Annotated in this window: 33 protein-coding genes and 1 tRNA gene; 7 read left to right on the top strand and 27 right to left on the bottom strand. The window is 36.6% G+C overall.

The window, feature by feature from the left end; all coding sequences use genetic code 11:
* Nucleotides 1-15: 15 nt before the first annotated feature.
* The 19 genes from BMX83_RS02630 to BMX83_RS02715 form a co-directional block, all read right to left on the bottom strand.
* Nucleotides 16-1,485, bottom strand: a complete 1,470-nt coding sequence (locus tag BMX83_RS02630) for an AcpB/EbpR/MafR family transcriptional regulator (protein WP_091632945.1) — start codon at nt 1,483-1,485, stop codon at nt 16-18.
* Nucleotides 1,475-2,809 carry an FAD-dependent oxidoreductase gene (locus BMX83_RS02635; protein ID WP_091632948.1) on the bottom strand — a complete coding sequence of 445 codons (1,335 nt, stop codon included), beginning with the start codon at nt 2,807-2,809 and terminating at the stop codon, nt 1,475-1,477. The genes BMX83_RS02630 and BMX83_RS02635 overlap by 11 nt, the downstream gene beginning before the upstream one ends.
* A 611-nt stretch (nt 2,810-3,420) precedes the next feature.
* The gene (locus BMX83_RS02640; RefSeq protein WP_091632951.1) at nt 3,421-4,059 is read right to left on the bottom strand and encodes a hypothetical protein; all 639 of its coding nucleotides are present in this window, start codon (nt 4,057-4,059) and stop codon (nt 3,421-3,423) included.
* The gene (locus tag BMX83_RS02645) at nt 4,059-4,319 is read right to left on the bottom strand and encodes a hypothetical protein (RefSeq protein WP_091632953.1); all 261 of its coding nucleotides are present in this window, start codon (nt 4,317-4,319) and stop codon (nt 4,059-4,061) included. The genes BMX83_RS02640 and BMX83_RS02645 overlap by 1 nt, the downstream gene beginning before the upstream one ends.
* Nucleotides 4,309-4,635, bottom strand: a complete 327-nt coding sequence (locus BMX83_RS02650; protein WP_091632956.1) for a hypothetical protein — start codon at nt 4,633-4,635, stop codon at nt 4,309-4,311. Before BMX83_RS02650 ends, BMX83_RS02645 begins: the two co-directional genes overlap by 11 nt.
* A 2-nt stretch (nt 4,636-4,637) precedes the next feature.
* Nucleotides 4,638-5,060 (bottom strand): hypothetical protein, encoded by a 423-nt coding sequence (locus tag BMX83_RS02655; RefSeq protein WP_091632957.1) that lies wholly within the window; start codon nt 5,058-5,060, stop codon nt 4,638-4,640.
* Between the two features lie 192 nt (nt 5,061-5,252).
* Nucleotides 5,253-5,441 (bottom strand): hypothetical protein, encoded by a 189-nt coding sequence (locus BMX83_RS02660; RefSeq protein WP_091632959.1) that lies wholly within the window; start codon nt 5,439-5,441, stop codon nt 5,253-5,255.
* Nucleotides 5,434-5,814, bottom strand: a complete 381-nt coding sequence (locus tag BMX83_RS02665) for a replication protein (RefSeq protein WP_143059475.1) — start codon at nt 5,812-5,814, stop codon at nt 5,434-5,436. Before BMX83_RS02665 ends, BMX83_RS02660 begins: the two co-directional genes overlap by 8 nt.
* 27 nt (nt 5,815-5,841) lie before the next feature.
* Entirely contained in the window at nt 5,842-6,042 is a 201-nt protein-coding gene (locus tag BMX83_RS02670; protein WP_091632964.1) for a hypothetical protein, read from the bottom strand.
* On the bottom strand, nt 6,026-6,250 hold the full coding sequence (locus tag BMX83_RS02675; protein WP_091632967.1) for a hypothetical protein: 225 nt from the start codon (nt 6,248-6,250) through the stop codon (nt 6,026-6,028). The genes BMX83_RS02670 and BMX83_RS02675 overlap by 17 nt, the downstream gene beginning before the upstream one ends.
* Nucleotides 6,237-6,491, bottom strand: a complete 255-nt coding sequence (locus BMX83_RS02680) for a YozE family protein (RefSeq protein ID WP_091632970.1) — start codon at nt 6,489-6,491, stop codon at nt 6,237-6,239. The genes BMX83_RS02675 and BMX83_RS02680 overlap by 14 nt, the downstream gene beginning before the upstream one ends.
* A 224-nt stretch (nt 6,492-6,715) precedes the next feature.
* Nucleotides 6,716-8,062 carry a virulence-associated E family protein gene (locus BMX83_RS02685; protein WP_091632972.1) on the bottom strand — a complete coding sequence of 449 codons (1,347 nt, stop codon included), beginning with the start codon at nt 8,060-8,062 and terminating at the stop codon, nt 6,716-6,718.
* Nucleotides 8,063-8,947, bottom strand: coding sequence for a primase alpha helix C-terminal domain-containing protein (locus tag BMX83_RS02690; RefSeq protein ID WP_091632975.1), 885 nt, complete (start codon nt 8,945-8,947; stop codon nt 8,063-8,065).
* Entirely contained in the window at nt 8,944-9,234 is a 291-nt protein-coding gene (locus BMX83_RS02695) for a hypothetical protein (protein ID WP_091632978.1), read from the bottom strand. Before BMX83_RS02695 ends, BMX83_RS02690 begins: the two co-directional genes overlap by 4 nt.
* An 88-nt stretch (nt 9,235-9,322) precedes the next feature.
* Entirely contained in the window at nt 9,323-9,472 is a 150-nt protein-coding gene (locus tag BMX83_RS10880; protein ID WP_177170471.1) for a hypothetical protein, read from the bottom strand.
* Nucleotides 9,473-9,474: 2 nt separating this feature from the next.
* The gene (locus tag BMX83_RS02700; RefSeq protein ID WP_091632981.1) at nt 9,475-9,678 is read right to left on the bottom strand and encodes a hypothetical protein; all 204 of its coding nucleotides are present in this window, start codon (nt 9,676-9,678) and stop codon (nt 9,475-9,477) included.
* A complete protein-coding gene (locus BMX83_RS02705; RefSeq protein WP_177170472.1) occupies nt 9,650-9,820 on the bottom strand; it encodes a hypothetical protein in 171 nt (56 codons plus the stop codon). The genes BMX83_RS02700 and BMX83_RS02705 overlap by 29 nt, the downstream gene beginning before the upstream one ends.
* A gap of 177 nt (nt 9,821-9,997) precedes the next feature.
* Entirely contained in the window at nt 9,998-10,276 is a 279-nt protein-coding gene (locus BMX83_RS02710) for a helix-turn-helix domain-containing protein (RefSeq protein WP_091632986.1), read from the bottom strand.
* Between the two features lie 18 nt (nt 10,277-10,294).
* A complete protein-coding gene (locus tag BMX83_RS02715) occupies nt 10,295-10,516 on the bottom strand; it encodes a helix-turn-helix transcriptional regulator (RefSeq protein WP_091632988.1) in 222 nt (73 codons plus the stop codon).
* Nucleotides 10,517-10,654: 138 nt separating this feature from the next.
* Between BMX83_RS02715 and BMX83_RS02720 the strand changes: the two genes are divergently transcribed.
* Together BMX83_RS02720 and BMX83_RS02725 are read left to right on the top strand one after the other, a co-directional pair.
* Nucleotides 10,655-11,317, top strand: a complete 663-nt coding sequence (locus tag BMX83_RS02720) for a helix-turn-helix domain-containing protein (RefSeq protein ID WP_091632991.1) — start codon at nt 10,655-10,657, stop codon at nt 11,315-11,317.
* Between the two features lie 50 nt (nt 11,318-11,367).
* Complete coding sequence (locus tag BMX83_RS02725) at nt 11,368-12,510, top strand: tyrosine-type recombinase/integrase (protein ID WP_091632994.1); 1,143 nt, start codon at nt 11,368-11,370, stop codon at nt 12,508-12,510.
* A 256-nt stretch (nt 12,511-12,766) separates the two neighbouring features.
* Here the strand turns inward: BMX83_RS02725 and BMX83_RS02730 are convergent.
* Nucleotides 12,767-12,839, bottom strand: a tRNA-Val gene (locus tag BMX83_RS02730).
* A 137-nt stretch (nt 12,840-12,976) separates the two neighbouring features.
* Here BMX83_RS02730 and BMX83_RS02735 point away from each other — a divergent pair.
* Nucleotides 12,977-14,281 carry a hydroxymethylglutaryl-CoA reductase, degradative gene (locus BMX83_RS02735; RefSeq protein WP_091632997.1) on the top strand — a complete coding sequence of 435 codons (1,305 nt, stop codon included), beginning with the start codon at nt 12,977-12,979 and terminating at the stop codon, nt 14,279-14,281.
* A gap of 96 nt (nt 14,282-14,377) precedes the next feature.
* On the opposite strand, the gene BMX83_RS02740 is transcribed toward BMX83_RS02735, so the two are convergent.
* From BMX83_RS02740 to BMX83_RS02765, 6 genes are all read right to left on the bottom strand, one after another.
* Entirely contained in the window at nt 14,378-16,501 is a 2,124-nt protein-coding gene (locus BMX83_RS02740; RefSeq protein ID WP_091633000.1) for a heavy metal translocating P-type ATPase, read from the bottom strand.
* 201 nt (nt 16,502-16,702) lie between these two features.
* Entirely contained in the window at nt 16,703-17,698 is a 996-nt protein-coding gene (gene lacD, locus BMX83_RS02745) for a tagatose-bisphosphate aldolase (protein WP_091633003.1), read from the bottom strand.
* A 27-nt stretch (nt 17,699-17,725) separates the two neighbouring features.
* Nucleotides 17,726-18,661, bottom strand: coding sequence for a hexose kinase (locus tag BMX83_RS02750; RefSeq protein WP_091633005.1), 936 nt, complete (start codon nt 18,659-18,661; stop codon nt 17,726-17,728).
* Between the two features lie 69 nt (nt 18,662-18,730).
* Nucleotides 18,731-19,246 (bottom strand): galactose-6-phosphate isomerase subunit LacB, encoded by a 516-nt coding sequence (lacB, locus tag BMX83_RS02755; RefSeq protein WP_091633008.1) that lies wholly within the window; start codon nt 19,244-19,246, stop codon nt 18,731-18,733.
* 76 nt (nt 19,247-19,322) lie between these two features.
* Complete coding sequence (gene lacA, locus BMX83_RS02760) at nt 19,323-19,757, bottom strand: galactose-6-phosphate isomerase subunit LacA (RefSeq protein ID WP_091633011.1); 435 nt, start codon at nt 19,755-19,757, stop codon at nt 19,323-19,325.
* 20 nt (nt 19,758-19,777) lie between these two features.
* A complete protein-coding gene (locus BMX83_RS02765; RefSeq protein WP_342707555.1) occupies nt 19,778-20,596 on the bottom strand; it encodes a DeoR/GlpR family DNA-binding transcription regulator in 819 nt (272 codons plus the stop codon).
* Between the two features lie 143 nt (nt 20,597-20,739).
* Between BMX83_RS02765 and BMX83_RS02770 the strand changes: the two genes are divergently transcribed.
* From BMX83_RS02770 to BMX83_RS02785, 4 genes are all read left to right on the top strand, one after another.
* A complete protein-coding gene (locus BMX83_RS02770; RefSeq protein WP_091633014.1) occupies nt 20,740-21,051 on the top strand; it encodes a PTS lactose/cellobiose transporter subunit IIA in 312 nt (103 codons plus the stop codon).
* A gap of 5 nt (nt 21,052-21,056) precedes the next feature.
* Nucleotides 21,057-22,775 (top strand): lactose-specific PTS transporter subunit EIIC, encoded by a 1,719-nt coding sequence (locus BMX83_RS02775; RefSeq protein WP_091633018.1) that lies wholly within the window; start codon nt 21,057-21,059, stop codon nt 22,773-22,775.
* Nucleotides 22,775-24,181 carry a 6-phospho-beta-galactosidase gene (gene lacG, locus BMX83_RS02780; protein WP_091633020.1) on the top strand — a complete coding sequence of 469 codons (1,407 nt, stop codon included), beginning with the start codon at nt 22,775-22,777 and terminating at the stop codon, nt 24,179-24,181. Before BMX83_RS02775 ends, lacG begins: the two co-directional genes overlap by 1 nt.
* Before the next feature lie 68 nt (nt 24,182-24,249).
* On the top strand, nt 24,250-25,674 hold the full coding sequence (locus tag BMX83_RS02785; protein WP_091633023.1) for a glycoside hydrolase family 1 protein: 1,425 nt from the start codon (nt 24,250-24,252) through the stop codon (nt 25,672-25,674).
* Nucleotides 25,675-25,854: 180 nt separating this feature from the next.
* On the opposite strand, the gene BMX83_RS02790 is transcribed toward BMX83_RS02785, so the two are convergent.
* Nucleotides 25,855-26,601: IS30 family transposase (locus BMX83_RS02790; RefSeq protein ID WP_091633025.1), on the bottom strand; the 747-nt coding region annotated here is incomplete at its 5' end.

Consider the following 26,601-nt stretch of genomic DNA (forward strand, 5'->3'; position numbering starts at 1 on the left):
TTAAGCTGCGCTTTTTCATGTATTTAATTCCAGAATAATTTGCTGAATATTTTCCATATCATAATCTGATAAAATTTTAGCTAGGATATAGACCCTAGCTTCTTTATAAATACGTTGATTTTCAGGACTTTCGTTGGTCAGTATTAGATCATACGTTTTATTCGGCTCATAGGCTTCCGTTTGAATACCATTAAGCGGACGCATTTTACGCATCAACAACTGACTGAATGTTTCCTTATACAAGTCATCTATCTTTAAATCAATACCAACCTGTAAGACTTTAGCCGTTTTAGAGGTAATCAGAATAAGTAAACTGATATATTTCGGTACTTCTGTTCTAAACAGACTATTACTCTCACTTGATTCACGATTGAATTTTTCAGTACTCACTTTCAATAACTCATCAGCAAAGAAAACCAAATGACTGCCCACAATCTGTTTTTCATTAGATAAAATTTCTTGGTACTCATAAATTTCAACGTCTCCTTGAAAAAAGTACAAACGCGTGTGAATATGAGTTAAATGGTAATACATATCCCTCTCCAACATATAAGGTAATCTGCGAAAATTAAAATGAATAATAATCGTTTCGGCTACCTGAGTGTCTACTGATGCGATTGGGGCATGCCTGTCGCGTATCATTCTATACTCATGGAAGTCATTTTCCGACAGTATGGAAAAAGCTAGGAGGTAAGCGAAATGTATCATTGCCTCCCCTTCGTCCACTTCGATTGAATACCGACTGAAGTAACGAAAAACCATAACTTGTATCTTATGATATAGCGGATCTTTCAAGTAAGGTTTCATTTGCATGCGTAAATTATCTACTTGTTGGTCTTTAATTGTGATTCGTGTCTTACTTATAATTAGCCATATGATAAGCTTTTGCCTATTCTCAGGAGAAATCTCTGCATCTAAAAACTTCTCCAAAGTTTGTACTGCTTGAGTCATTTGCTTTCCTGCATACTTTGAGAGTAAATATGTTTTATCTTCTATATAATAATAGAACTGAAAATAGAAGTAGCGTATCTGCAATTCCTCTCCATTCAACTGACCATTTCTAATCTTGATATCAAACTCTTTTAAATGTGTGTTCAGCTCTTTAATTTTACGATACAAAGAAGATTCACTAATGACTAATTTTTGTGATAATTGAGTGATTGTAAATTTCTGATGTTTAAAAAGAAATTTGATAATCTCTACTTTAATAGATTGATCTAAATAATGACGGTATATATGCTGTAAGGAGACAGTATCACTCATTTCCAATGCGATGATTTGCCCATCATAATGAATATGAACCTGCAGGTCGCATTCAGCTATTTTAACAGCAATCGAGTCTAAATCTGTCTCAAGAGACGCTTTGGAAACAGAAAGATAGTCCAACATATCAAAATAAGTGAGCTTACCATTATTTAAGACAAGCTGTTTGAAAATAGTTATTTCTCTCACTTCATTTTTCTCAAGAAAGTCTTCAATTTTCATCGTCGAAAAGCCCCTCACCCATCCAGGATACGAGATTAGTTGTAGCTATCATCTGGGTATAAGAAGGATGGAAAAAGTAGTCCGTTTGCTGCAAATCTTCAATCGTTTGCTTTGTTTGAATCGCTAAAGCCAGTGTGTTCACTTTTTCTAAAATGTTGGCCGTTGATATTAACTGCGCACCTAATACCACGTGAGTCTTAGCATCATAGACCCATTTCACTATGGCTGTCTCAGTACTGGGAAGGCTCGTTAATCGTATTTTTTGCCGAGAACTTTTTACTGTTTTATTTGAAAATACACTGTCAGACTCAGTCATTCCAGTACTGGCAATATAGTGGCCAAATATCTTCGTCCCAATCGTGCGTAGCGATCCTTTAAATGCAATCTCAGGTTTATTTAAATTAGTGGCTGCAACAATCCCCGTTCTCACAGCATTATTGATTAAAGGGATATAGATATTATCTTTGTCTGGCCCAGATAGTTGAATACAATCTCCTACGGCAAAAACATCTTTTACCGAAGTTCTTAAATAGCGGTCAACAGCAATCGTTTGATCAATATGCAAGTTTATATGTGCATCTAAAAAAGGGAGATGCGGTCTTACATTAACACTCATTATAACGGCATCACTCGTTACAGACTCTTCACCGTAATTAACAGTCACTTTATGATTTGTTTTTGACTCTATAGTAGAAACTGTTTCCCCCAACTTTAAGTCAATCCCACTGTCACTTATCGCCTGTTGAATGGGTTGTATCATATCTTTATCCAGGTATTTAAACATTACATAGTCCATGCTTTCAATTATCGTTACCTTTTTCTGTTGCCTAGTCAACAAATCAGCAGCCTCAACCCCAACTTGTCCACCACCAATAATCGTCACATGATTACTTTCTTTTACTTTGGCTAAGGCGGCTTGTGCTTCATCATAACGCTTATACTTAAGTACACTCTCTTGCGCACTGCCATTAATCTTTTCAGATAATTGTTTTGATCCTGCCGCAATGATTAACTTATCATAAGTAATAACCTCTTCTTTTTCTTGATAATTATAGTTTACGGTTTTTTGAGTCGTATTAATTTTCTCAACGTTGGCTCCTAGATGAAAATCAATATGATTTTTCACTAATTGTTCTTCTGTAATAAAGCGCGCTTTATTCAAATCCTCAATTTCTTTTTTCCAATACAAATGTAGCCCATTAGGAATATAGGCTAGTGTTGCTTGCTTCTCTAGAAGAACGATTCTTGCATTGGGATGTCGTTTGCGTGTCTCCAAAGCTGCAGCTACGCCAGCAAAGGATGCGCCAATAATGACTACTTTCATTCTGCTACCCCTTTTTCAATCATTTTAATTTAGTATAACATAGTAATAGGGACTCTATGACGCTTTTTGAAATGGCCCTATTATTGTGTTGATTACAGAAAAACAGGGAAAAAACTAATAAATTAGGACAGTTATCCCAATTACTTTGCTAATTTTGACCCTTTATATACAGGTATTCGTTACTGGCATACAAAAAAAGCCTTAAAACGTTGTGAGATTACTTTCGCATCAACGTTTTAAGGCTTATAATAAAAAATAGTATGGTCGCTACTGGTTACCAACTACCAGCATTTTCAACTATCAAACATAGGTAAAAACAGCATAATATCAAGGTTTAACAATGGTTTTCACTTAATCGGTATCAAACAAAATGAATAACCTATACTGTCATACTATGCAACACTAATTGCACCAATAGGCTGGGGATGGAGATCACTCTTTGGAGTGGTCTTTTTTATATGTCTATATTAAATCATCTAATAGCTGTTAGTAAAAAAAGGAGATGGAGAGCCGAATATATCAGCTCTCCATCATGACTACAAACATGGACTAACTACATCGTCCAGCAAGGGAAAGAACGAAGTTACCCAACCACTACCACCCTCCATGTTTTAGCCTTTATATTTAGCTCTTTCTTTTTGACTCATAGGCGTTTCCTTGAAGTCTTTAATAAGACCATCAATGCCGAAGAAGTCCTCTCTAGTAATTTCCAGCCACATCAGATACGTTGAGCTGTTGAATCGTTCGTTCATCATCTCTAACTGTCTGGCCTGTGTACCTACCGCACCATATTCTTTTTTATTACGGGGATCTAAGTATGGCTTGATTGCTTCGACAAATTCAGCCACTTCTTGTGTGTACTCCTTATCATCTTCTTTGAATTGTCTGTATATAGTTCGCACTTCATCAATCGCTTCAACAATACGCTGATTATCTACTTTATGCTGATTATTTATTTCTTTCTTATACTCATTCAGTAACCGCCTTGATTCTTCATATACATCCCCAGCGTTATCCAGGAGTAATTCTTCTTTGCGTTTTTTTGCTTTGTTCAGTGTGTTATTAATCAAGTGTAAATCAGCCTCAATTGCCTTATTCTTCTTTACTACGTCCATGCTAAACTGATTATCAGATGTATCTAAAGAGTCCATCAGACGCTGTTTTTCGGCTTCTAAATCAGCAATGTTCTTTGAGATGTCTGCAATTGGTTTGCTTGCTTTCTGAATTAATTTATCTGCACCTTTTATCATTATTTCTCCTCCTTGAAGTTACCAGCCATAGCATTATTAAAACGTTCTGGGTTTGATTCTTTCATCTTGATTTTTTCGCTATATCCTAATGAATGCCAATCTGTTTTGGAAATAAGATTCTCCTTTTTCTTTTTCTCCGCCTCTTCTGTCTGATCCAACTTACCTATCAAATCTTTAATTTCTTTTAATGTACCATCGTCTTTCTTATAATTAACCACACCATTTACATACTCTTTTAACATCTCATATTTATCTACCATTCTCATTCTCCTTTATATATGTTTGAATTTTTTTACCAACTTTTTTAATAAGATACTGCTTGTATTTCTTGTATTCTTTCAGCTCCAGCCCTAATTGTTCCGAAGCCTCTACATCGGTCAATCTCTTCTCTCGATCAAACTTCATGGAAAGGAATTCCTTTTCTTTTTCGTCCAGCTCGTTCAAGGCTTTTAATAAGCGGATCGCATTACGCTTTGAATTATCTGTCAAATACTGCACGTTCTCTTTGTACCTGTACCATTGATTCAAGTAATAAATCGGCCGAATCGGTAGTTCATCCAGGTCTACATACACCATCTTCACGCCTCCAATAGTTCGAGCATATGCTCATCAGTCAATTCTGAAGCGACTGGAGGAGGTTTCATGTATGCTCTAGTGGTTTTGTACCGATAGCTTGAAGCCTCCTCTATCTCGCTTATTTCGTCCAGTATAGCTACATCAATGGCTTGTTGCTCGCTGGCTGTTGACTCTTCAAGATGATACTGTACGAGATATTCAAGCTCCTTGCTGGAAAGGGAGTTCAGATATTCCTTGAAGTGTTTCTGCTTGAATTTCAAAGCGTTCAGTCGTTCCTGTTTCGCCTCTCCAGCCATTACATGATCACAGACACCATGCTCCACCTTGAAAGCTACAACATTAATTCCTAAAGACGTATATTGCACTTGAGTGGAGAATGTCTGATCATAAAAGCCTCGCTCATATTCAAGTAACTCTTCTTCCAATTGCTGAATTCTATCTGATAACCTAAAATATTTTTTAATGACTTCATGCTCTTCTATGAAAAAACACCGCCTTTTTCAAGTCAAAAATCAACAAACCATGCATAAGTTCCATATTCGAACACTCAAAACCTTTAATAGATGCTATACCTACAACGTTTGCATTCTGAATAGTTCGTACTTAGTTAACACAACTCAACCTAAATATTTCTTAATCATCTGCTTCCAGCGTTCACCCATCGGCTGTTTATCTTCCAATAAACACTCTGGAATCGGTGTGCCATCTTTCAAATAACGTTCAATGGCTTCAGCTCGTTCAGCAATATCATTGTTCGGCTGTCTGATTGCCTCCAGCTTCTTCAATCGTGCTTTAAATCTATTCATCAAGTGCCTCCTCCAATATTTCGACACGTTCGAGGATGTCATCAATCTCATATGATTTATAGGCCTTATCTAACAGTTCTTTTGAAGCCTGTAAACGTGTATGAGGAGAAACGTCTGGATCATCTCGAATCTCTTTAAGTACATTTATCGACTCCATCGCTTCGTGTTGCAGTCGTCCGCTCACAACGTCCATTGTGTTCCGTCTAAGGCGTTTCTTCGCTTCAGCAAAGGTTTTATCCTTGAGATAGTTGTAAGCTGTGTTTCGATGAATTCCGACCTCACTGCTGGCTTCTTCAATGGAATCAGATGTCGCCAATGCAATTAAAAACTTTTCCTGTTTCGGTGTTAAGTCGCCTATGAATCTCACCTCCATTTCTAAAAACTGCACAAATTTTAATAATTATGTCCAATCAACTTCTAAGCAGTACGCCTCTGGGTTCTCTTCTTTGAAAGCTTCCCACTCTTTGAACGTGAACGCTTTGTCTGGCTCGCCATTACGCTTGACGATGTAACCATCCTCTTCAGGCCATGCAACGTACACATTGACTTCGTTCGAGCCTTTCACTTTCTCAAGTCGCTTGATTCTACGATTGATTCTCATCTAGTACCTCCGCTTCTAATATCGGCAATGCTCTTCTCCCAATATCTATCTGCCACTGGAGAAACTCTTCACCTGTCATGGCTTCAAGTCGTTTAATCTCTTTGCCTGTTTCTGAAATAACTTGATAAGGAATGAATCGGCCATCGTTCTTTATGTCTACCAGCCATAGCGTATTCGCTTTAATTGTGTGCTTCTCAATTTTCTTCAATCTCTCTGATAAATTCTTCTTCAAGCTGTTCCACCCTCTTTCTTAATTCCACCAAATACACACTATACGACCATGTGAACAAATAGATGATACGAGGATCAACGTCCGACTGTTTGAAGTATTCCAGCATTTCATCAAACCCTTTACCATGAGGGAATGAATAGTCCATCTGTATATCTTTAGCCATGTTTTTTAATGATGATTCATACTCCTGTTTCTCTAGCCACTGAATATATTCCATTTTTCCTCCTCCAGCGGTTACAAGTTACACTTTTGTAACCAGCCTAAATGCTTTCATATCAACGCTAAGAGAGGTTTGTAATTTGTAACCGATATTCTCAAACTTTTCAAACAGCCCCAGTGTATGCAGTCTATTATTTTTCTTTTGATTTTACGGTTACAAGTTACAAAACCCCAACAAACGCCGTCATACCAACGCTAAACGGTGTAACTTTTGCGTAACTGCTAGGTTACACGTTTAAAACCTTTCATGACTCTTCCGTTAATTCTCACTGATTGTTTTTTCCAATCTGGCAAGTTACTCATATAAAGATTAATCTTGCTCAATACACCATTACTTCCTCTACCGCCACCATCCAAATCAAACACAACTCGAGCAATCTCTTTGGCTGTTGTTCTATCCAGGCCATCAGTGCCTTTGTCAGTGTCATTGTCATTCACATACCTGTTGTAATAACTTCGCTTCTGGTAGAGTGTTTTTTGCTCCCAGTCGAACGGTACTAACATTTCTAAATAGTCCTCGATGTCTTGATAAAACAGCTCCTGTTTGCTGGCATTACGTCTATAATCTTCTGCCATTGTTTCAAAATCGCCACTCATGAATATTTCCTCGCCTAATTCATAATAGGTTTTGGCTTCAGCCCAAATCTGCTGTACGTCCGATTCAGTTATATCAAACACACTTTTTACTGGTTCGTTATCAAGTGGGATCGGATAAAAGCGTCTGCTCCCTGTCAGATCGGAAAGATATTCATTGTTATTCGTTGTGCCGATAAAAACGCTCGTACGCTTGAATTTCTTTGTTATACGATCATAAGGAAGTCGGATGTCATCGCTTGTCGCACTCAAAAAGTTCTTTATTTTGTCGTTATCTGTTTTCTTCATGCTGGAGAGTTCGCCCAGCTCAATGATCCATTTACCAATTAACTGTTGGTAATCATCTTTGGAATCACCTAGAGCGTTCAAGCTGTCAGTGAAGAATTCTCCGCCTAACTTACTGGCCAGCGTTGACTTACCACGCCCTTGCTTACCATTTAACACTGGTACGATCTCAAACTTCACACCTGGCTCATAAATACGAGCGATCGCACCCACCAGCCATTTTTTAGTTACTTCCTTAACGTATTCATTATTTTCAGCACCTAAATAATCAATGAAGATACGAGAGGCTCGCTTCACGCCATCCCACTTTTCTGCTTCAATCTTTTCTTTGACAGGATGGTAGGCCTTTTTATTTCGGCTTACTAACTCCAGCATGGCCAGTACATCATCTTTTGAGAAAGTCACATCATGTTGTTTATCTATATTCAGCCTCACTGAATGGATAAATGAATCATCAATCGGCTCTTTCTCTTCGCCAAATGTTATAAGGTGTCTAAACTCATCATAGCCAATCACATCTATGCCAGGCGTGTTCTCGATGGCTATTTGTAAATTAGCAAAGGACTTCTTCACTCCGCCATACTGATTAAGCCTGAATAAAGAATGGACTTTGTTTGCATTTTTCAGTTTTTCGTTGTGTTTTTCCGCCTCTTTAGCTAAATCATTCGGAAGTTTCTTTTTCTTCTGCACTTAATCAGCTCCCTCCTTTTCCATTTTCTCAACGTCTTTTTTCAATATGCTTCGAAAAGTCTTATTCACCTCTTCATCATCGAGCGGTTCTTCAAAGCTATATTCGTTAATGATATAAGCGTATGAATAAACCGCTTCGGCTGTCATGCCTAATGAAAACATCTTGCCGATCAATTTAGTAAGATGAACATTTCTCGAGCCTTTCTCAACTGGATCAATCAAGCTTTCTAAGAATTCAGCTGTAAAGGTTCGCTTCCTGGAGTATTGCACCGTAAAAGCTGGCTTGCTTCTGTCTTTCTTCTTTGCAGTCCGTTCTGCCATCTTCTCGATGGCGTTGTCGATTTTCAGAACACCTTTACCCTCGTTGTAGATACATTTATCAAGATATGATTCTTCATCTTCAAACGTGACTTTTAGCCCCATTGCTTGACTCCATGTTTCGCTGGCCTGGTCATATGGGAGTCCGATATGATCGGTAACGAATTTTATTAGAGGAGTGTTCTCTTCCTTAGTGAATGGTCTATCTGTCTTAATGATTAAGCGATAACGTGTTCCAGCCATGCCATGCCTTATGGATGGATAAGCATAGAAAGTCAGAGCGTTTATTTTATTTAGTAAATGAGATTCAAACTCTTCTGCTGTAAGATCCAGGCCATCATAATCAATGGCCAGGAGTGTTTTCCTTAACAGTGTTTTATTACTCCTTATCGGTTCAGATAGCTCTCCAGAGATGAAATAATAAGCTCTCAGACGCTTGATAACGTCCACCGATGAAACATCTTCAAACGTTGTTATTTTGCTGTTCACTATCGTTTCGAAGTCATCTAACTCCGATTTTACTGGCGTTAAGTTCTTTGTTTCATAGCCCTTTGATATATAAATCAATCATCGCTCACTTCTTTCAGTTTGAAGAGGTCACGCTTTGCATTTTCGACACTACCTCTAATTTCTGAAAGCATTCTTTTAGAGAGATTGAACATCGTTTCTTGTCGATTACGTAACCGCTGGAATTCATAAAGGAAGAACATCAAATCATTCTCGTTCTTAGTTTTTTCGTATTGCATGAATAAATCGTCCAGCTCATCTATGTTATCTTGTAGCTGGCTTAAAAGACTGTCTAAATATTCCACCTGATCCATTTCTAATTCGTTGATTATTGACTTTTTATTCATTTTAAAATTCGCTCCTTTAGTTGATTTTGAGCGATATTTTCGGTATAATTTATAAAGAGATGTAATTACACCTTAGGTTATCGCAGACCTATCTTTCCGCCTTTGACACTGCCATGTCATTGGCTTTTTTTATGCATTCAGTTTCCAATTTCCATTCTTTTATAGCTACATTCATCATCTCTCTAGCAAAAATGCCACTGATAAAAAATACAACTGCCACGAATACAAAAACGATCATATCTATTGCACCTCCTTTAATTCTCGATTGAGATTCTGAATAAGTTGAATCATGTAATCTAACTGGAGTTCTGTTTCATCTGCTGGGAATGCAGTCCAGTCTGAAGTGAAGCTTTTCCCTGTCGCTTTCAAAAATGATACTGATACCATTAACTTCTGTAATGTTTCTTCAATGACTTCAATTTCTTCTTGTGTCTTTATCGCCATGTAATTCTCCTTTCTCCTTTTCGTCAATTTTTCTCAAGCCATTCATAATACCTTTGATATAGAATTCTTCGAATGCCCAATCTATCTGGAGATACTTTTCCATATGCTCCAATATAATCATGGCCTTTTCATCATTCTTCATTATTTTTCCGCCTTTCCATAGCACCTGTACCAGCCAAAAAGTCATAGTCCGTTCTTCCCTAGCTCCAACTAATCTGCTTTTCTTCCTATCACATCAACACCTTTCATGGTTTTCCTCGCCATTTCTGCATATTCTGTTGCACTAATACCCAATATTTCCGCTCGCCCAGCGGTGTATTTATTTTTTGAAACTTCTTAAAAATTCGATTAATTCCTTTTTCTCAATCATCTTTTTCCCACCGATATGGATGTAAGAAAGATCATAATCTCTTATCCAGCTCATCAGTGTGTTATGACTCACCCCAACAAATTCAGCACTCTCCTGGAGATTCATAAATTCTTTAGAGTGAAGTTCTTGCTTCGATAGTTCAGCCAGCACGTGCTTAGCCGATTTGATAAAAAGCTCCTGGAGTTCTTCTTCCAGCTCACTTGTTATATCTAAATGAAGTTTTGCCATTGCATTCACCTCCTTTTATTAACTTTTGCTAACTTCTTGATCAAAAAAAAGTTTGTCTATTGTCAATTCTGGTTCTATTTCTTTAAATAGATCCAACAATAATACTTTTTCAAAATCGTTGAAACTTCTTCGCCCATTTTCTTTTGCAGATAACGATTGAGGCGTTATTTCAAGAATATCAGCTAACTGCTTCTGATTGTATCCTCCCATAGTTCTATACCCTCGCACCTTGTTCTTCATATGATCACATCCTCTCCAATTGATTTATTAACTTTTGTTAACCTACACGCATTATCTCACAATACTTAGATTAAAGCAACACTTTTTGTTTACTTTTCTTAACTTTTTGTTTATACTATGATTATGGAGGTGTGATTATTGATAAATAACAATGCAGTAGCTTCTAGAATAAAACAAATCAGGAATAATAACGGTTGGACTCTGGAGCAACTAGGAGAAAGGCTTAATGCTAGTAAAGTTAGTGTTCACAACTGGGAGAATGCTCGAAATCTACCAAATAAAAAACGGTTGAAGCAAATAGCTGATTTAGGTGGAACTTCTGTTGACTATCTTTTATATGGAGATATTGAAAATTTTGCTCGATCTGTATTTATAGAAGAGATGGAATCATTCTTGGATAAATTAAGAAATAAAGATAACTCACAATATATTGTTAAATACTTCAGCGTTAAGGAAGCTGGTAATGAGTTCGATCATTGGTTAGAAGAGAATATCGAACAATTAGATTATAACGATGAGAGAGTCAGACAAGTTTGTCGAGAGATTGTTCGCAATGTTATTGAAAGAAACAAAAAGAACGATAAAAAAGACGAGGCTCAAGTTCTTCATGATACTGCTTATAAAATAATGGGAATCTCCAACCAGCTGAGATTAGAATATTATGAAATAGTCGATGTTAAGGGTGAGGAGGTCTTGTCTATAAAAGACGGGTTTCACGAATCAGCCTTTGATACTGCACAATCAATTATTGACGAGGCTGGAATGAAGATTTTAGCTCTTAAAGATATTATTAAAGACTAGCCCTTTACATACCCCAGCCCAGCGGTGTGAATCAAGGGAGAGAACAAATCATGTTACAAATTAAAACTTATCAGAAGAAAGACGGAAACACTTATTACAAGTTTCAAACGTATCTGGGAGTGGATAACGCTGGCAAGCCTGTCAGAGCCTCCAGAAGTGGTTTTTCGAGCAAATCAGAAGCACGTAAGGAAGCTATGCGATTAAAGGCAGAGTTCCAGGAGCAAGGTTATCAGAAGCCTGTCTATGATACATTTGAAGAGATGTATGAGTTATGGTTCAAAGTGATTTATCGTGAAGATGTGAAAGAAAGCACTGCTGTCAAAACTCGTGAAATGTTTGATAATCATATATTGAAAGACTTAGGCCAGCTACGTATTCAGGCCATCACACCAGCACAGTGCCAGGAGGCTGTATTCAAATGGTCGGAGCGTATAACCAAAGCTAAGGCCATGAAGAATTACTGTAAGAGAATCTTCGACTATGCCATCACATTAGATAAGATACGCCATAACCCTATGGATCGTGTACATGTGCCAAAAAAGAAAACAGATAAGAAGCGTGAGGTTAACTTCTACACCAAAGAAGAATTGAAGCTGTTCCTGGAGTACGTGAAAGAAGATGTCAACCCTCGCTGGTATCCACTGTTTCGCTTGCTGGCCTTTAGTGGTATGCGAAAAGGTGAAGCTCTTGCATTAGAATGGCGTGATATTAACCTCGAAGATAAGACAGTTACCATCAATAAAACCTTATCACGTGGAGAGAATAACTCGCTCATCATTCAAAGCACCAAAACTAGTGCTGGAGAGCGTACCATCTCATTAGATGATATAACACTCAATGTCTTGAAAGAATGGCGTAAGAAGCAACGTCTGGACTATTTAAAGTTAGGAATCAACACGAATAAGCCAGGCCAATTGTTATTCAGTACGTACGATAATGAATTCATCCAGCACTCCAATATCACCTCGTTCATGAATAAGATTATAAAAGAGAATGGCTTGAAACGGATCACGCCTCATCAGCTTAGACACACCCACTGTTCTATATTGTTTGAAGCTGGAGCTAAACCAATAGACGTGAAAGAAAGACTAGGCCACTCTTCCATTGACGTGACTATGAATATCTATACTCACGTAACTGAACAATCTAAAGAAGAAACTGCTAACATATTCGCTCAACACGTAGGCTTCTAGGTATAACTACCGATGAATCAATCTGAAATAGCCTTAGAATCGCCCTCACAACTCCAGGAGAACAAAAAAAAGAGAGTATCTAATTGTATAGACACTCTCTCTTCTTCTGCTTTAATATCGTATCGGATCAGCTCATTTTTACGAGAACATCTATTCGTATGCAACACTACCATGCAACAAATAAAAAATAAGCCCTCAAAACGTTCACTGATTGCTGTCAAATCAACGTTTGTAAGGCTTATTACTTTAATATGAATGGTCGCTACTGGGCTCGAACCAGTGACCCCTACCTTGTCGAGGTAGTGCTCTCCCAACTGAGCTAAGCAACCGTATTGGGTTATTCCTATTTGATTATACAAGACGACATGACAAATGTAAACCTTTTTTAAAGTTTATACACTCTTGCTTTTCTTTTCTCAAGGAATCGTTCATAATAGAAGAGACAGAGTAAGGAAGGACCGATACAATGGATACGACATACTTAAAAAAATTTTACAAAAAAAAGCATGATGATAAAATAAATGCTCTATTTTTAGCCGACGTTATTTCTAAACAAGAAAAAGATGTCCTTTTAAATCGAACGTTAGAACTCGATTCGGATACTGCTAATCATATGATTGAAAACTATGTTGGTAATTATTCTATGCCTTTGGGTGTGGCAATGAATTATATCATTGATCAGGAAGAATTGGTTGTCCCAATGGCAATAGAAGAACCTTCTGTTATTGCTGCTTCGAGTTTCGCTGCAAAAATCATCGGGTCAGCTGGCGGTTTCAAAACAACGGTTACCGGGAGAATGATGATTGGTCAACTGACCTTAAAAGCTGTACCAAATCTTGAAGTTGCTGAACAGAAAATTAAAGAAGCAAAAAAAGACATTTTAAGTCGCGCAAATGAAGCACATCCGTCTATTGTCAAACGAGGTGGGGGAGCAAAAAATCTGGAGGTTCGTATACTTACAGATGATACAAATAATAATATTCCAACATACTTATCTGTACATGTTCACATCAGCACTCAAGAAGCGATGGGGGCAAATATTGTTAATACAATGATGGAAAGTATTGCTCCTTATCTTGAAGAATTAACTCAAGGAAAAGCTCTGCTTCGTATACTGACAAACTATGCAACGGAGTGCCTGGCCACGTCAACGTGTGTTATCCCTGCTCATAAGCTTAAAACTGGGGAGTTTTCAGGTGAAGAAGTTAGAGATCGTATCATTGAAGCAACTCAGATTGCTACAATAGATCCTTACCGAGCAGTGACCCATAACAAAGGAATTATGAATGGTGTAGACGCTGTTGTTCTTGCTTCAGGTAATGACTGGCGAGCAATTGAAGCGGGCGTGCATGCTTATGCCAGCCGTTCTGGTCAATACCGTTCCTTAACGTCCTGGACAAAAAACGATGCGGGTGACTTAGTTGGTGAACTCACTCTTCCGCTTCCTGTAGGGACTGTTGGCGGTTCGATTTCAATCCATCCTGGCGCCAAGTTAGCTCATTCAATTATGGGGCATCCAAACGCTCCTAAACTTGAACGAATCATTGTCTCAGTTGGTCTCGCTCAGAACTTTGCAGCAGTCAGAGCGCTTGTTACAGAGGGCATTCAAAAAGGCCACATGGGGCTACACGCGAGGTCATTGGCCATCAGCGCCGGAGCTAAAGGTGATCACATTCAGCAAGTCGCTGACATCCTCAAGCACTCAAAACATAAAAATCTACAACGTGCTAAGAATATTTTACTTAATATACTGGAAGAATTTGAAAAATAAAAAAGCCTACCAATCACGTTTTCAGCATTAATAAAGAGAAAGCCCCAGCACTTATATTAAAATACTGGGGCTTTCTCTTTATACATTTTTATATTCTTACTTTCTTTCTGTTGCAGGCTGTCTTTCTTCGCTATCTTCTGTTTCGTCATCCATGCTGAGCATGCGTGCATTGACAGCAACGATTACTGTACTCAATGACATAATAGCCGCTCCTATAGCTGGTGTAACAACGATTCCCTGATTATAGAGTATGCCGGCCGCAAGTGGTATGGCAATGATATTATACCCAGCTGCCCACCACAGATTCTGAATGTTTTTCTTGTGTGTCGCTTTGGACAAGTTCAACGCATTCAGTACGTCTCTAGGATCACTATCGACTAGAATCACATCCGCTGTTTCGATCGCTACATCTGTACCTGCACCGATTGCAATACCAATATCTGCTGCAGCGAGTGCCGGTGCATCATTGATTCCATCACCAACCATCGCAACGTATTGTGATCCATCTTCCTGCAATCGTTTAATGTGTTCTGATTTCTGATCAGGCAGCACTTCAGCTATAACTTCTGTTAATCCAAGCTCTTCACCAACACCATCCGCAACGCGTTGATTATCTCCCGTGATCATTACAGTATCTATGCCCTTTTCAGAAAGTTCTCTGATCACTTGGTAAGAAGACTCTCTGATAATATCACTTAAAGCAATCATTCCCTGAAGTTTTTCATTCTTCAGTACGAATACGACAGTTTTTCCTTGTTTTGATAATTCTTTGAATCGGTCTTCATCAAAGTCAATCCCTTCATCCGTCATCGCTCCCGGACTTAAGATGGAAATTGTATCTGAGTCGATTTTGGCTGTCAGGCCTTTACCCGTTAGATTCTTGTAATCAGTCACTCCGAGACGTTGAATTTTTTCTTCTTCGCCTTTACTTACGATTCCTTTAGCAATTGGATGATCCGACTGACTTTCTACTGAATAGGCCAATTGAAGCAGATCTTCTTCTGACGTACCATTTTCTGGAATGATACTATCTACACCGAACGATCCTTCAGTTAACGTTCCCGTCTTATCAAAAACGATTTTATCAATATTACGTACAGTTTCAAACTGCGTACGGTTTCTTATAAGAAGTCCTTTTTGTGCAGCAATAGAGGTCGATACTGAACTGACTAGAGGCATCGCCAAGCCTAAAGCATGTGGACAGGCAATGATCAGTACTGTTACAGTTCTCTCCAGCGCAAACTCAAAATCAGAGACGTTTATCCAATAAATCATGGTCAGTATTCCTGCACCTAGAGCAACATAGAAAAGCCATTTCGCAGCTTTGTCCGCAAATCCCTGGGCTCGTGATTTTGTAGCCTGCGCGTTTCGGACCATATCGACCACTTGAGAAAGATACGTCTCTTCACCGACTTTACTGACTTCTACCGTAAGAACACCTTCGCCATTGATAGATCCACCAATGACTTCCTCGTTTTCACTTTTTTCAACAGGAACAGACTCACCCGTCAACATCGACTCATCGATGGCTGACTTTCCTTCTAAAATCTTCCCGTCCAGAGGTACTTTTTCTCCAGACTTCACTAATATTTTATCTCCTGGTTGTAATTCTTCGACTGATACTTCTTTCGTGTCACCATTTTCATCGAGTTTATGCGCATCGTTAGGCATAAGATTAATAAGTTCTTCCAGCGCTTTTGAAGCACCCATCTGAGAACGCATTTCGATCCAGTGACCAAGCAGCATGACTATGATCAATGTTGCCAGTTCAAAATAAAAGTCACTACCTTCGATAGAGAATGTTGTCAAACTACTGTATACATAGGAAGTTGTAATAGCCAGTGATATCAGCGTCATCATTCCTGGCGTGTGCTGATCGACGACTTCAGATTTAAGACCGGTTAAGAAAGGTTTGCCACCATAGAAGAAAACAAACGTGGCCAATGCGAACAGGATAATGTCCGATCCGGGGAAAGACACCTCAAAACCGAATAAATTCTGGAGCATCGGCGCCAGTATAGCAATAGGAATAGAAGCAACAATCGACACCCAAAAACGCTTTTTGAAGTCTTCAACCATATGGGCGTGATGATCATGATGACCTCCATGATTTCCATGACCTTCATGACCACCGTGACCTTCATGACCTTCATGACCTTCATGATCCTTATTTTCGTTGTCGTGATGTTGTTCAACGTGTTGATGATTTTCTTCAGCCATTAAACTCATCTCCTTAAATTTTAACTTAACTTTTTACGTTTACATTTGTAATCGTTATATCCAATTTATCATTTACCCGTAAATTTGTCAAATGATTGGTTTAAAGGATTCACATAATTAGCACAAAAAAAGAAGTGACTAATTTATCAGCCACTTCATCTTAAGCTCTATGAAACTTATTTTAAAAGATTATTTTCTATTTCATTTTTGTACTTTTACTTTATCATGCCAAGGAATAGCAGTGGATTTTACGACTTCATTTAAATCTTGAATATTAGCTTTCCCTTTTGTTCTCAACCATTTTTGTCCAGCTTCTTTGCCCTTAGACGCATATGGTTCTACTGCATTTTTCCAAGTAGCTCTTCCACAAAGCACGCCATTAAAACTAGAACCAGCTTCATATGCAAATTTTAAAGTTTCTTGAAATAACTTTGCCGTTACCCCTGCACTAAGAAAAATAAACGGCAGTTCAGTAGCTTCGCTTTGTTCTTTAAAGTATGTCTGCGCTTCTTCTTTAGTATATACATAATCCTCACTAGAGAATCCTTCTACATAATCCATATTTACAGGTACTTCAACTTTTAGAACATCTACGTTATATTGAGGTTTAGAAAACTCTCTCATTGCTTCGATAACCTTATGTGGTTTTACTTTAGCATATTCTTTACCTTTAGCATCTTCTATTTTTGAATCATAGGTAACGATTTCTAAAAAGAAAGGAACATTTTCTGCCATACATTCTGATCCTATTCTTTCCATGTAAACATGCTTAAATTCATTTATTTTCTGCTCTTCATCCACGTCGTAATAGAGTAAAAATTTCACTCCGTCAACACCTTCAGCTTTCAATCGTTTTACCGACCAATCTTCTAGTAAATCCGGTAAACGACCCGGCTCACTTGCATCATAGCCGGTTTTTTCATACGCCATTAATAGGCCTGCATTACTCTCACGTAACTTTGAAGCTGGAATACCGTATTCAGGATCAAGAAGAATCGAACTAGCATAGGGTGTTAATTCTTTTGAAATCAACTTTTTAAAGTTGATGATACCTTCATTTCCAACTTTCTCTGAGCTTGCTTCCGCAATCATTTTTTTTAATGACCCACGCTGGTCAATTGCTAAAGCTGAAATAAATCCATCTTTGTCTGAAAGTTTCTCTAATGCTTGATATTTTTCTACACTAATTTCTAACAAGATCTCACTCCTCTTTTAATATTAATTTTAATTAACTTTCTCAACATGTACTTTACTATAGTAATTATCAAAGTTACGTTTATCTATAAACCCAGTTTTTTTCTCCATTGTATTTAACATACCTGTTGTCATGCCTAATTTTAACGTCTCTTCTATAGATTTTTTCTGTTTTAAACCAATTGCCAGTCCCGCCATAGTGGCATCGCCAGACCCGACTGGATTCATTACTTTAATTTTTGGAATGGTAATCCTATAGAAACTTTCTTTGTATTTAGCGAAAGCTCCATCCGCTCCTAAAGAAACAATAACATATTCTATTTCATTAAAAATCTCATGGCTCAAGGCCTTCTTCAAAACATCTGTTGAGTTAGAAATCTTTTTATTTATTAAATCGCCTAATTCTGTTTCATTAGGCTTGATTAAAAGCGGTTTAGAACTATTACTTATAGTTTCTTTCAAAGTTCGTCCACTTGTATCCAATAAAACAGGCACCTTTTTCTTTTCACATAATGAAATAAGTTTTTGATAATATTTAGGGGATAAACCTTTTGGTAAACTTCCAGAAATCGTTACTATGGAAACATGATTTAATAAGTCAGATAATTTTTTTAGAAATAAGTCTCCTTCTGACTTTTCCAAAGTTGGACCCGATTCCAATATTTCAGTTTGATTTTCTTCATGTAATATCGCAATACAGTTACGTGATTCTTTCTTTATCATAAGGAAATCCTGTTTGATATTCTCTGCTTTCAAGGTTTTTGAAATATAACTGCCAACAGTTCCTCCCATAATTCCTGTGGCTTTAACTTCTTCATTCATTTGGGAAATTACTCGAGCTACATTCAGTCCCTTTCCTCCAGCAGTTTTGCTAACAGACTCAACTCTATTTACATCGTCTATTTTAAAAGGATTCAGAGAATAAGATATATCAACAGAAGGATTCATAGTTATTGTTAATATCATCGTATTCTTCCCTCGTCTTTGTTTTTAATTTTTTTAAAAGAAAAAGTCTTCAAAATATACTGTGACAATTTAGTCTTGATACTCTCCCTTATCCCATTTTCCTAAAAATTCAGCAAATTTTTTATTAGTTTTTTCGATATTCTCTTCATTTTCTAAAGACATTATTTTTTGGACAATGTCATTATTTTTTTTGTTTTCTTTATATTCTGCTTCAATAAAATTATCGATGCAAGCGAAAATGAGGTGCTCTCCTGTAATTTTACCACCAAAACCAATTACATTAGCATTTAAGTTTTCTTTTGCATAAACAGCTGTAGTGATATCTCTAACCAATGCAGCTCTTACTCCTTTAACTTTATTTACACCATTTGCAATTCCAACACCTGTTCCACAAATAACAACACCTAGATCTGCCTTGCCAGAAGCAACTGCTTCTCCTACTTTCTTTCCATATATCGGATAATGAGTACGAGTGAAATCATGTGTTCCAACATCAATAATTTCATGTCCTTGTTTCTTTAAATAATCAGAAACTGCAATTTTTGTATCAGTAACAATATGGTCATTTCCTAGTGCAATAATCATTAGTTCGTCTCCTTTATAATATAAAAATTTGTTTCAAATTTTATTTAAACCTAATATAATTTTAAAGCTAAGAAAATTAGCACATAGCATCCAGCATATCTACACGTATTTGATGGCGACCCCCTGAATATTCAGCACTAAGAAAAGTTTTTGTGATTTTTTTAGCCAAACGATCCCCTACTATTCCAGAACCTAGCGTTATCAGCGAAGCATTATTATGGTCTCTAGTCATTTTTGCAGAGTGTTCATCTGAAATTTCTGCAGTTATAATGCCTTTTATTTTAGACGCTGCCATGAACGAACCTGCACCTGTTTCATCGAACAAAATACCTGTAGATCCTTCATTATCTTTAATGGATTTGGTTACAGCTAAACTTGATTCAACAAAATCTTCAGCACCCTCTGGAGTAGTATCTATCACTTCCAAATCATTTATTTCTTTATTAATATAAGTTTTAATAACATTTTTTAATTCTAAACCCGCTTTATCTGAACCTAAAAATACTTTCACAATATATCGCTCCATTCTAATTAGTTAATTACTTTCGTAAATCTTTCAATTTCTTCTTTTTTAGTAGAAAACAATTTATTATCTGTTATCAATGTTGTTTTTTCATTTAATTTATAGAAACCGTAAAAATCTTCTTTAGCAACTTTACTATGATCAGCAACAAAGTACTTTTTTTGAGCGTTATCTAAGATTATGCTTTGTGTGGTTCCTTCTTCTTCGTTCGACGTAAATGCCATGTTTCGATTAATACCATTTACTCCTATAAATGCTTTTTTCACTCGTAGATCAGAAAGTGCCCGATTGGCTATACTTCCTACAAAAGCTCCTGTCCGTTCTCTATAACTTCCTCCTATCAGTATCAAATCATGTATATCTATTTTTTTAAACTTATTAAAAACATGGATAGAGTTCGTTATGATTCGCATAGGAACCACTTCGAGATAATCGCAAACTAATTCTATAGTTGTACCTGGTCCTAAAAATATCGTATCATCAGATTCAATTAAAGAAGCGATAATTTTTGCTATATACATTTTTTCAGAAATATTTATCTCTTGCTTCTCTGAATGAGAAAGTTCTTTCTCTGATAAATTTTCTGGGAGTTTAGCGCCTCCATGAACTCGTTGGATAAGTCCTTCTTCTTCTAAAGATTTAAGATCGCGACGAATTGTCATTTCTGTTACATCAAGTTCAGTAGTTAAATCTGATACACCTATAATTCCATGCGTGTTAACTAGTTTTTGAATAGTTTCTAACCTTTGATCTTTTAACAGTATAAAAACCTCCTTTAACAAATTGTTTGTTTTTGTTTGCAATTGTTTCTTTAGTAAATTTATCATTATAAATAATACATGTCAACTATATATTTATTTTATTTTTGTAGTTGACAATGCTATTCACCAGTGATATTCTAATCTTAACAAAAACAAACAAATAAGAAAAAAATAAAACATTTTCTTATAATAATTAGGAGGAAAGCTACATGGATAGAAAAGAAGCGAATATGATGGGTTTTGAGATTGTAGCTCACGCAGGAGATGCACGTTCTAACTTATTAGAAGCAATTGAGGCTGCCGAGAAAGGGGACTTTGAAAAAGCTGAAGCTTTAGTTGCTGAAGCAGATGAGAGTATAAATGACGCTCATAATACTCAAACTTCAATGTTATCTCAAGAAGCTGCAGGAGACGAAATAGAAGTTGGCTTTATAATGGTACACGGTCAAGATCATCTAATGACCACATTACTTTTACGTGATATTGTAAAACATCTAATAAAGCTCTATAAGAAAGGATGATATAAATGAATAATTTAATAGCTCAAATTGAGAAAATGAAACCGTTTTTCGAAAAGGTTTCCAGAAACAAGTATTTAAGATCCGTCAGAGATGGTTTTATCGCTGCTATGCCGGTAGTTTTATTTTCAAGTGTTTTCATGTTACTAGCTTATGTACCGAATATTTTTGGGTTCTATTGGAGTGAAAGCATCGAAGCTATTATCATAAAGCCATATAACTATTCAATGGGAATACTCGGTTTATTAGTTGCTGGAACCACTGCGAAGTCATTAACTGATTCTTTCAATAGGGACTTACCTAAGAATAATCAAATAAATAATATTTCTACAATGTTAGCTGCTATAGTTGGATTCTTATTGCTTTCTTCAGATCCAATTGTGGGTGGGTTTGCTAGTGGTTATTTAGGTAGTACTGGTCTATTATCAGCTTTTGTATCAGCTTTCGTTGTAGTAAATATTTATAATATTTTTATAAAAAACAATATTACTATAAAAATGCCTAAAGAAGTTCCACCCAACATTTCTCAAACATTTAAAGATTTACTTCCATTCGCTGCATCGTCTTTATTATTGTTAATTGTAGATATTGTTATTAGAAGCATTGTCGGAATAAATTTTGCTCAAGCAGTTATTCAAATGTTTCAGCCACTATTCACAGCTGCAGATGGCTATTTGGGATTAGCTCTGATTTATGGAGCTATGTCATTTTTCTGGTTTATTGGAATTCATGGTCCTTCTATTGTAGAACCTGCAATTTCAGCTATTATTTACCTGAATTTAGATGCCAATTTAAGGTTGTTTCAAGCTGGCGAACATGCTTCCCATGTTCTAACGCCTGGCGCTCAGCACTTTGTCGCTACTTTAGGAGGTACTGGTGCAACATTTGTTGTTCCTTTTATGTTTATGTTGATGGCTAAATCTAAACAAAATAAGGCAATTGGAAAAGCTTCATTTGTTCCAACATCGTTTGGAGTGAACGAGCCAATACTGTTTGGAGCGCCTATAGTTCTCAATCCGGTATTCTTCATTCCCTTCATGATAGCTCCAATTGCGAACATCTGGTTATTTAAAGTTTTTGTAGATATTCTTAAGATGAACAGTATTTTATACTTCTTGCCCTGGACTACTCCCGGCCCAATTGGCTTGGTTCTAGGTACAGGTTTTGCTCCTTTAGCCTTTTTGCTAGCTATTTTACTTTTAGCAATGGACGTTTTAATTTATTACCCATTCTTTAAGGTTTACGATGAGCAAATGTTTGAAAAAGAGAATAAGATTGTAGCAGAAGAAGCACAAAAAGAAAACACACCTAAAAAGAGCGTCGATGATTTAGTTTACGCTATGAATGAAAAAGAAGATAATGACGAAAAAAATGTCTTAGTTTTGTGTGCCGGTGGCGGGACAAGTGGTCTGTTAGCAAATGCGCTATCCAAAGCTGCTAAAGAATATAACGTCCCAATCAATTCTGCTGCAGGATCATACGGGGCTCACTATGATATCATGAAAGACTATGATTTAATTATACTCGCTCCACAAGTTGCTTCTAATTATGCAGATATTAAAAAAGACGCAGATAGATTAGGAATTAAATTAGTCAAAACTAAAGGAAAAGAGTATATATCTCTTACCAACGATCCAAAGGGTTCTTTAAACTTTGTTTTAGATATATTAAATGAAGAACAAGATCATGTAAGTAATGATCCGACACTATCTCAGGAGGGAATTTAATGTTGAAACTACCAGAAAACTTCATATTTGGAGGAGCAACCGCTGCTTATCAAGCTGAAGGTGCTGTTGATAAAGATGGAAAGGGAAGAGTAGCATGGGATACTTTCTTAGAAGAAAACTACTGGTATAGTGCAGAACCAGCAAGTGACTTTTATAATCGTTACCCAGTTGATTTAAAGTTGGCAGAAGAATTTGGTGTCAACGGAATCAGAATATCAATTGCCTGGTCACGTATTTTTCCAAAGGGCCATGGTAAAGTCAATAAGAAAGGCGTAGAATTTTATCACAACGTTATTGATGAAGCGCATAAGCGGGGTGTTGAGCCTTTTATAACACTACATCACTTTGATACTCCTGAAGCTTTGCATAAAAATGGAGACTTTTTAAATCGACAAAACATTGAATATTTTGTCGAATATGCTAAGTTTTGTTTTGAAGAATATGGTGACAAAGTCAATTACTGGACTACATTTAATGAAATTGGTCCAATCGGAGATGGACAATATCTTGCTGGTAAATTTCCACCAGGTATCAAATACGATTTCAGTAAAGTATTCCAGTCTCACCATAATATGATGTTAGCACATGCTAAAACTGTAAAATTATTTAAACAAAATAATTATCCAGGTGAAATCGGTGTTGTTCATGCTTTGCAAACAAAATACCCATATGATAAAGAAAATCCTGCAGACGTACGCGCCGCAGAACTTGAGGATATTATTCAAAATAAATTTATTTTAGACGCTACCTATAATGGTTCTTATTCTCAAAGAACTATGGATGGTGTAAATCATATTTTTGAAGCTAACGGAGGTTCATTAGATTTACGAGATGAAGATATGAAAATCCTCAACGAAGCAAAAGATTTAAATGATTTCTTGGGTATTAACCATTATATGAGTGACTGGATGCGAGCATATGATGGAGAAACAGAAATATTCCATAATAGTACAGGAGACGAAGGTACATCAGCTTACCGAATTAAAGGAGTAGGCGAAAAAGTTTTCGATGTCGATGTTCCTCGTACCGATTGGGATTGGATGATTTACCCCCAAGGTTTATATGATCAACTTATCCGCGTTAAAGAAGAATACCCTAATTACAAGAAGATTTATATAACTGAAAACGGTCTAGGGTATAAAGATGAAATTAAAGATGGTAAAGTTGATGATCAACCTAGAATTGATTATATTAAGGACTATCTAACAGCTGTCCATAAAGCAATTCAGGATGGAGTCAATGTACAAGGTTACTTTGTTTGGTCATTAATGGACGTCTTTTCATGGTCGAATGGTTATAATAAGCGTTATGGTTTATTCTATGTCGACTTTGACACTCAAGAAAGAACCCCTAAAAAGAGTGCATATTGGTATAAAGAATTAGCAGAATCTAAAGAAATTAAATAGCAACTAAATGGGATAGTACTTTATTGTGAAAGTACTATCCCTGACTATTAAAGGAGAGAGTTTATTTAATGATACACAAAAGCGTATTTAATGAGAAATTTTTATTCGGCAGTGCATCTGCCGCTTATCATTTTGAAGGTGCTTATGATAAAGACGGAAAAGGTATTGCTGTAGCAGATGTCATACCTCACTCACCTGAAGATGGGCGTACGAAGAAACCTGGACCAGGAAATTTGAAACATAGAGCAGTTGAGTTTTACAATCGCTACAAAGAAGATGTTAAATTATTTGGAGAATTAGGATTACGAGCTTTACGCACCTCTATAGCTTGGACAAGAATTTATCCAAATGGTATTGAAGAAGAGCCTAACGAGGCAGGATTACAGTTCTATGATGATTTATTCGATGAATTGTTATCACAAGGTATAGAACCAGTTATTACAATAACTCATACAGGTGAAATGCCACTATATTTAGCTGATAATTATAATGGTTTTGCTAATAAAGAGACGATTAAATATTATTTAAAGTATGTTAAAACGATTGTAGAGCGTTATCAACACAAAGTTAGATACTGGTTTACATTCAATGAAGTTAATATTTCAGGTATGCAACCATTTTTTCAAGCGGGCGTGTCTCAAGATCCAAACACTATTAATGATACTGTTATCGCACAAATCCATCACAATATGTTTGTAGCAAATGCTAAAGCGATTAAATGTATTAAAAATATCAATACAAATTTACAAGTAGGTTGTACAACTACAATTGGACCAGTATATGCTATGAGCTCAAAACCTGAAGATGGCTTACAACAATATTTTGATATTCGTGAAATGTTATTCCATACTGATGTTCATACTTTTGGTGAATATCCCAAATGGAAGATAAAAGAATTTAAAGATAAGGGTATTGAATTAAATGTAACGGACGAAGAATTAAAAATATTAAAAGAAAATACTGTTGATATAATAGCTTATAGTTATTATCAAAGTGGGGTAGCTGAGTATGGCGCGGAAAAAAGCGACGGAGATGTTAATATTATTAGCAAAAAACTAAATCCTGAGCTAAAAGTTAACGAATGGAATTGGGTAATTGATCCAGTTGGTTTAAGAATTATTTTAAATATAATCTGGGATAGATACCAACTACCTCAATTCATTGTTGAAAATGGTGTTTCAAAGTTGGAAGAACTTGAAGAAAATGAAAATGGCAATCTAACAGTAAATGACAATTACAGAATTGAAGGTTTACGTGATTATTTATTACAAGTAAATGAAGCAATTGCAGACGGAGTTGAAGTAATCGGTTACACGAATTGGGCTGTGATGGACTTTGTTAGTGGCTCTACTGGAACTATGAAAAAACGTTGGGGCTTTATTTTTGTTGATTACTATGATGACTGGACAGGAACGATGGAGCGATATAAGAAAAAAAGTTTTGATTGGTATCGTAAAGTAATTGATTCAAACGGAGAATATTTATTTCAATAATAAATATAATAAGAGTAAGTCCTAGTTATTATTATTGATGGTCTTTATAGCTTACCATCCTGAGAAAAATTATAACAACACGAATGAAAGGTTTTATCTAAATTCTAAAAACACTTAAAAAGCAACGATATTTGTAGGTTGAATAAAAATATATCGTTGCTTTTTAATAATTTTAGTTTGTCAACTTAAGCTAGACAACTTCCAATCTGGTACATGTTCCAAAAATACTTCAACGGGTGTTTTATAGTCTAACGATTTTCTAGGAATCTTGTTTCTCTTGTTAGCTACTGACGAGGCAAAGGCTTGGTTAATCGTGTTGAAATCCATCTGTTTCAATAAACCGTCGCGACGGAGTAAGCCATTGGACTGTTCATTTAAACCACGTTGAGACGGACACCCTGGGTCTGCAAAGAAAATAGACACATCATGCTGGTTACTAATACTTTTCCAATTCGAAAACTCTTTGCCACAGTCAAAGGTAATTGACTTAAAGAGATGTGATGGGAGGTGACTGAACCAAGAGTGAAGACTGTTTTCAATATCTTTGGCCTTCCGGCCATCAGGCTTCAAAGTAATGATCACCTTAGAAAGCCGCTCGACTAGCGTGATCACTGCACTTTTGTGATTAAGGCCAACGATCGTATCGCCTTCTAAATGTCCAAACTCATTGGCAAAATCAGGGTAGTCTCTCTGACGGTCTTTTAGTTGCCGTCTGAATGCTTGTTTACCTCGTTTTTCTTTATGACCGTTAGGTTTTCGTTTACCTTTCATTGGTAGGGTGGCCACATTGAACGTCTCGCTGTCTTGAAATCGACGATAAAGGGTTCGCATAGAGCAGCTGATGTTCTTTTCTGCTCTGCCGATAATGACGTCCGGCGTCCAATGATCAGCTACTTTCTCTTTAATGTATTCAACTTGATCATCAGG

This window comes from Alkalibacterium gilvum, assembly GCF_900109085.1.
GTDB classification, from domain to species: Bacteria; Bacillota; Bacilli; order Lactobacillales; family Carnobacteriaceae_A; genus Alkalibacterium; species Alkalibacterium gilvum.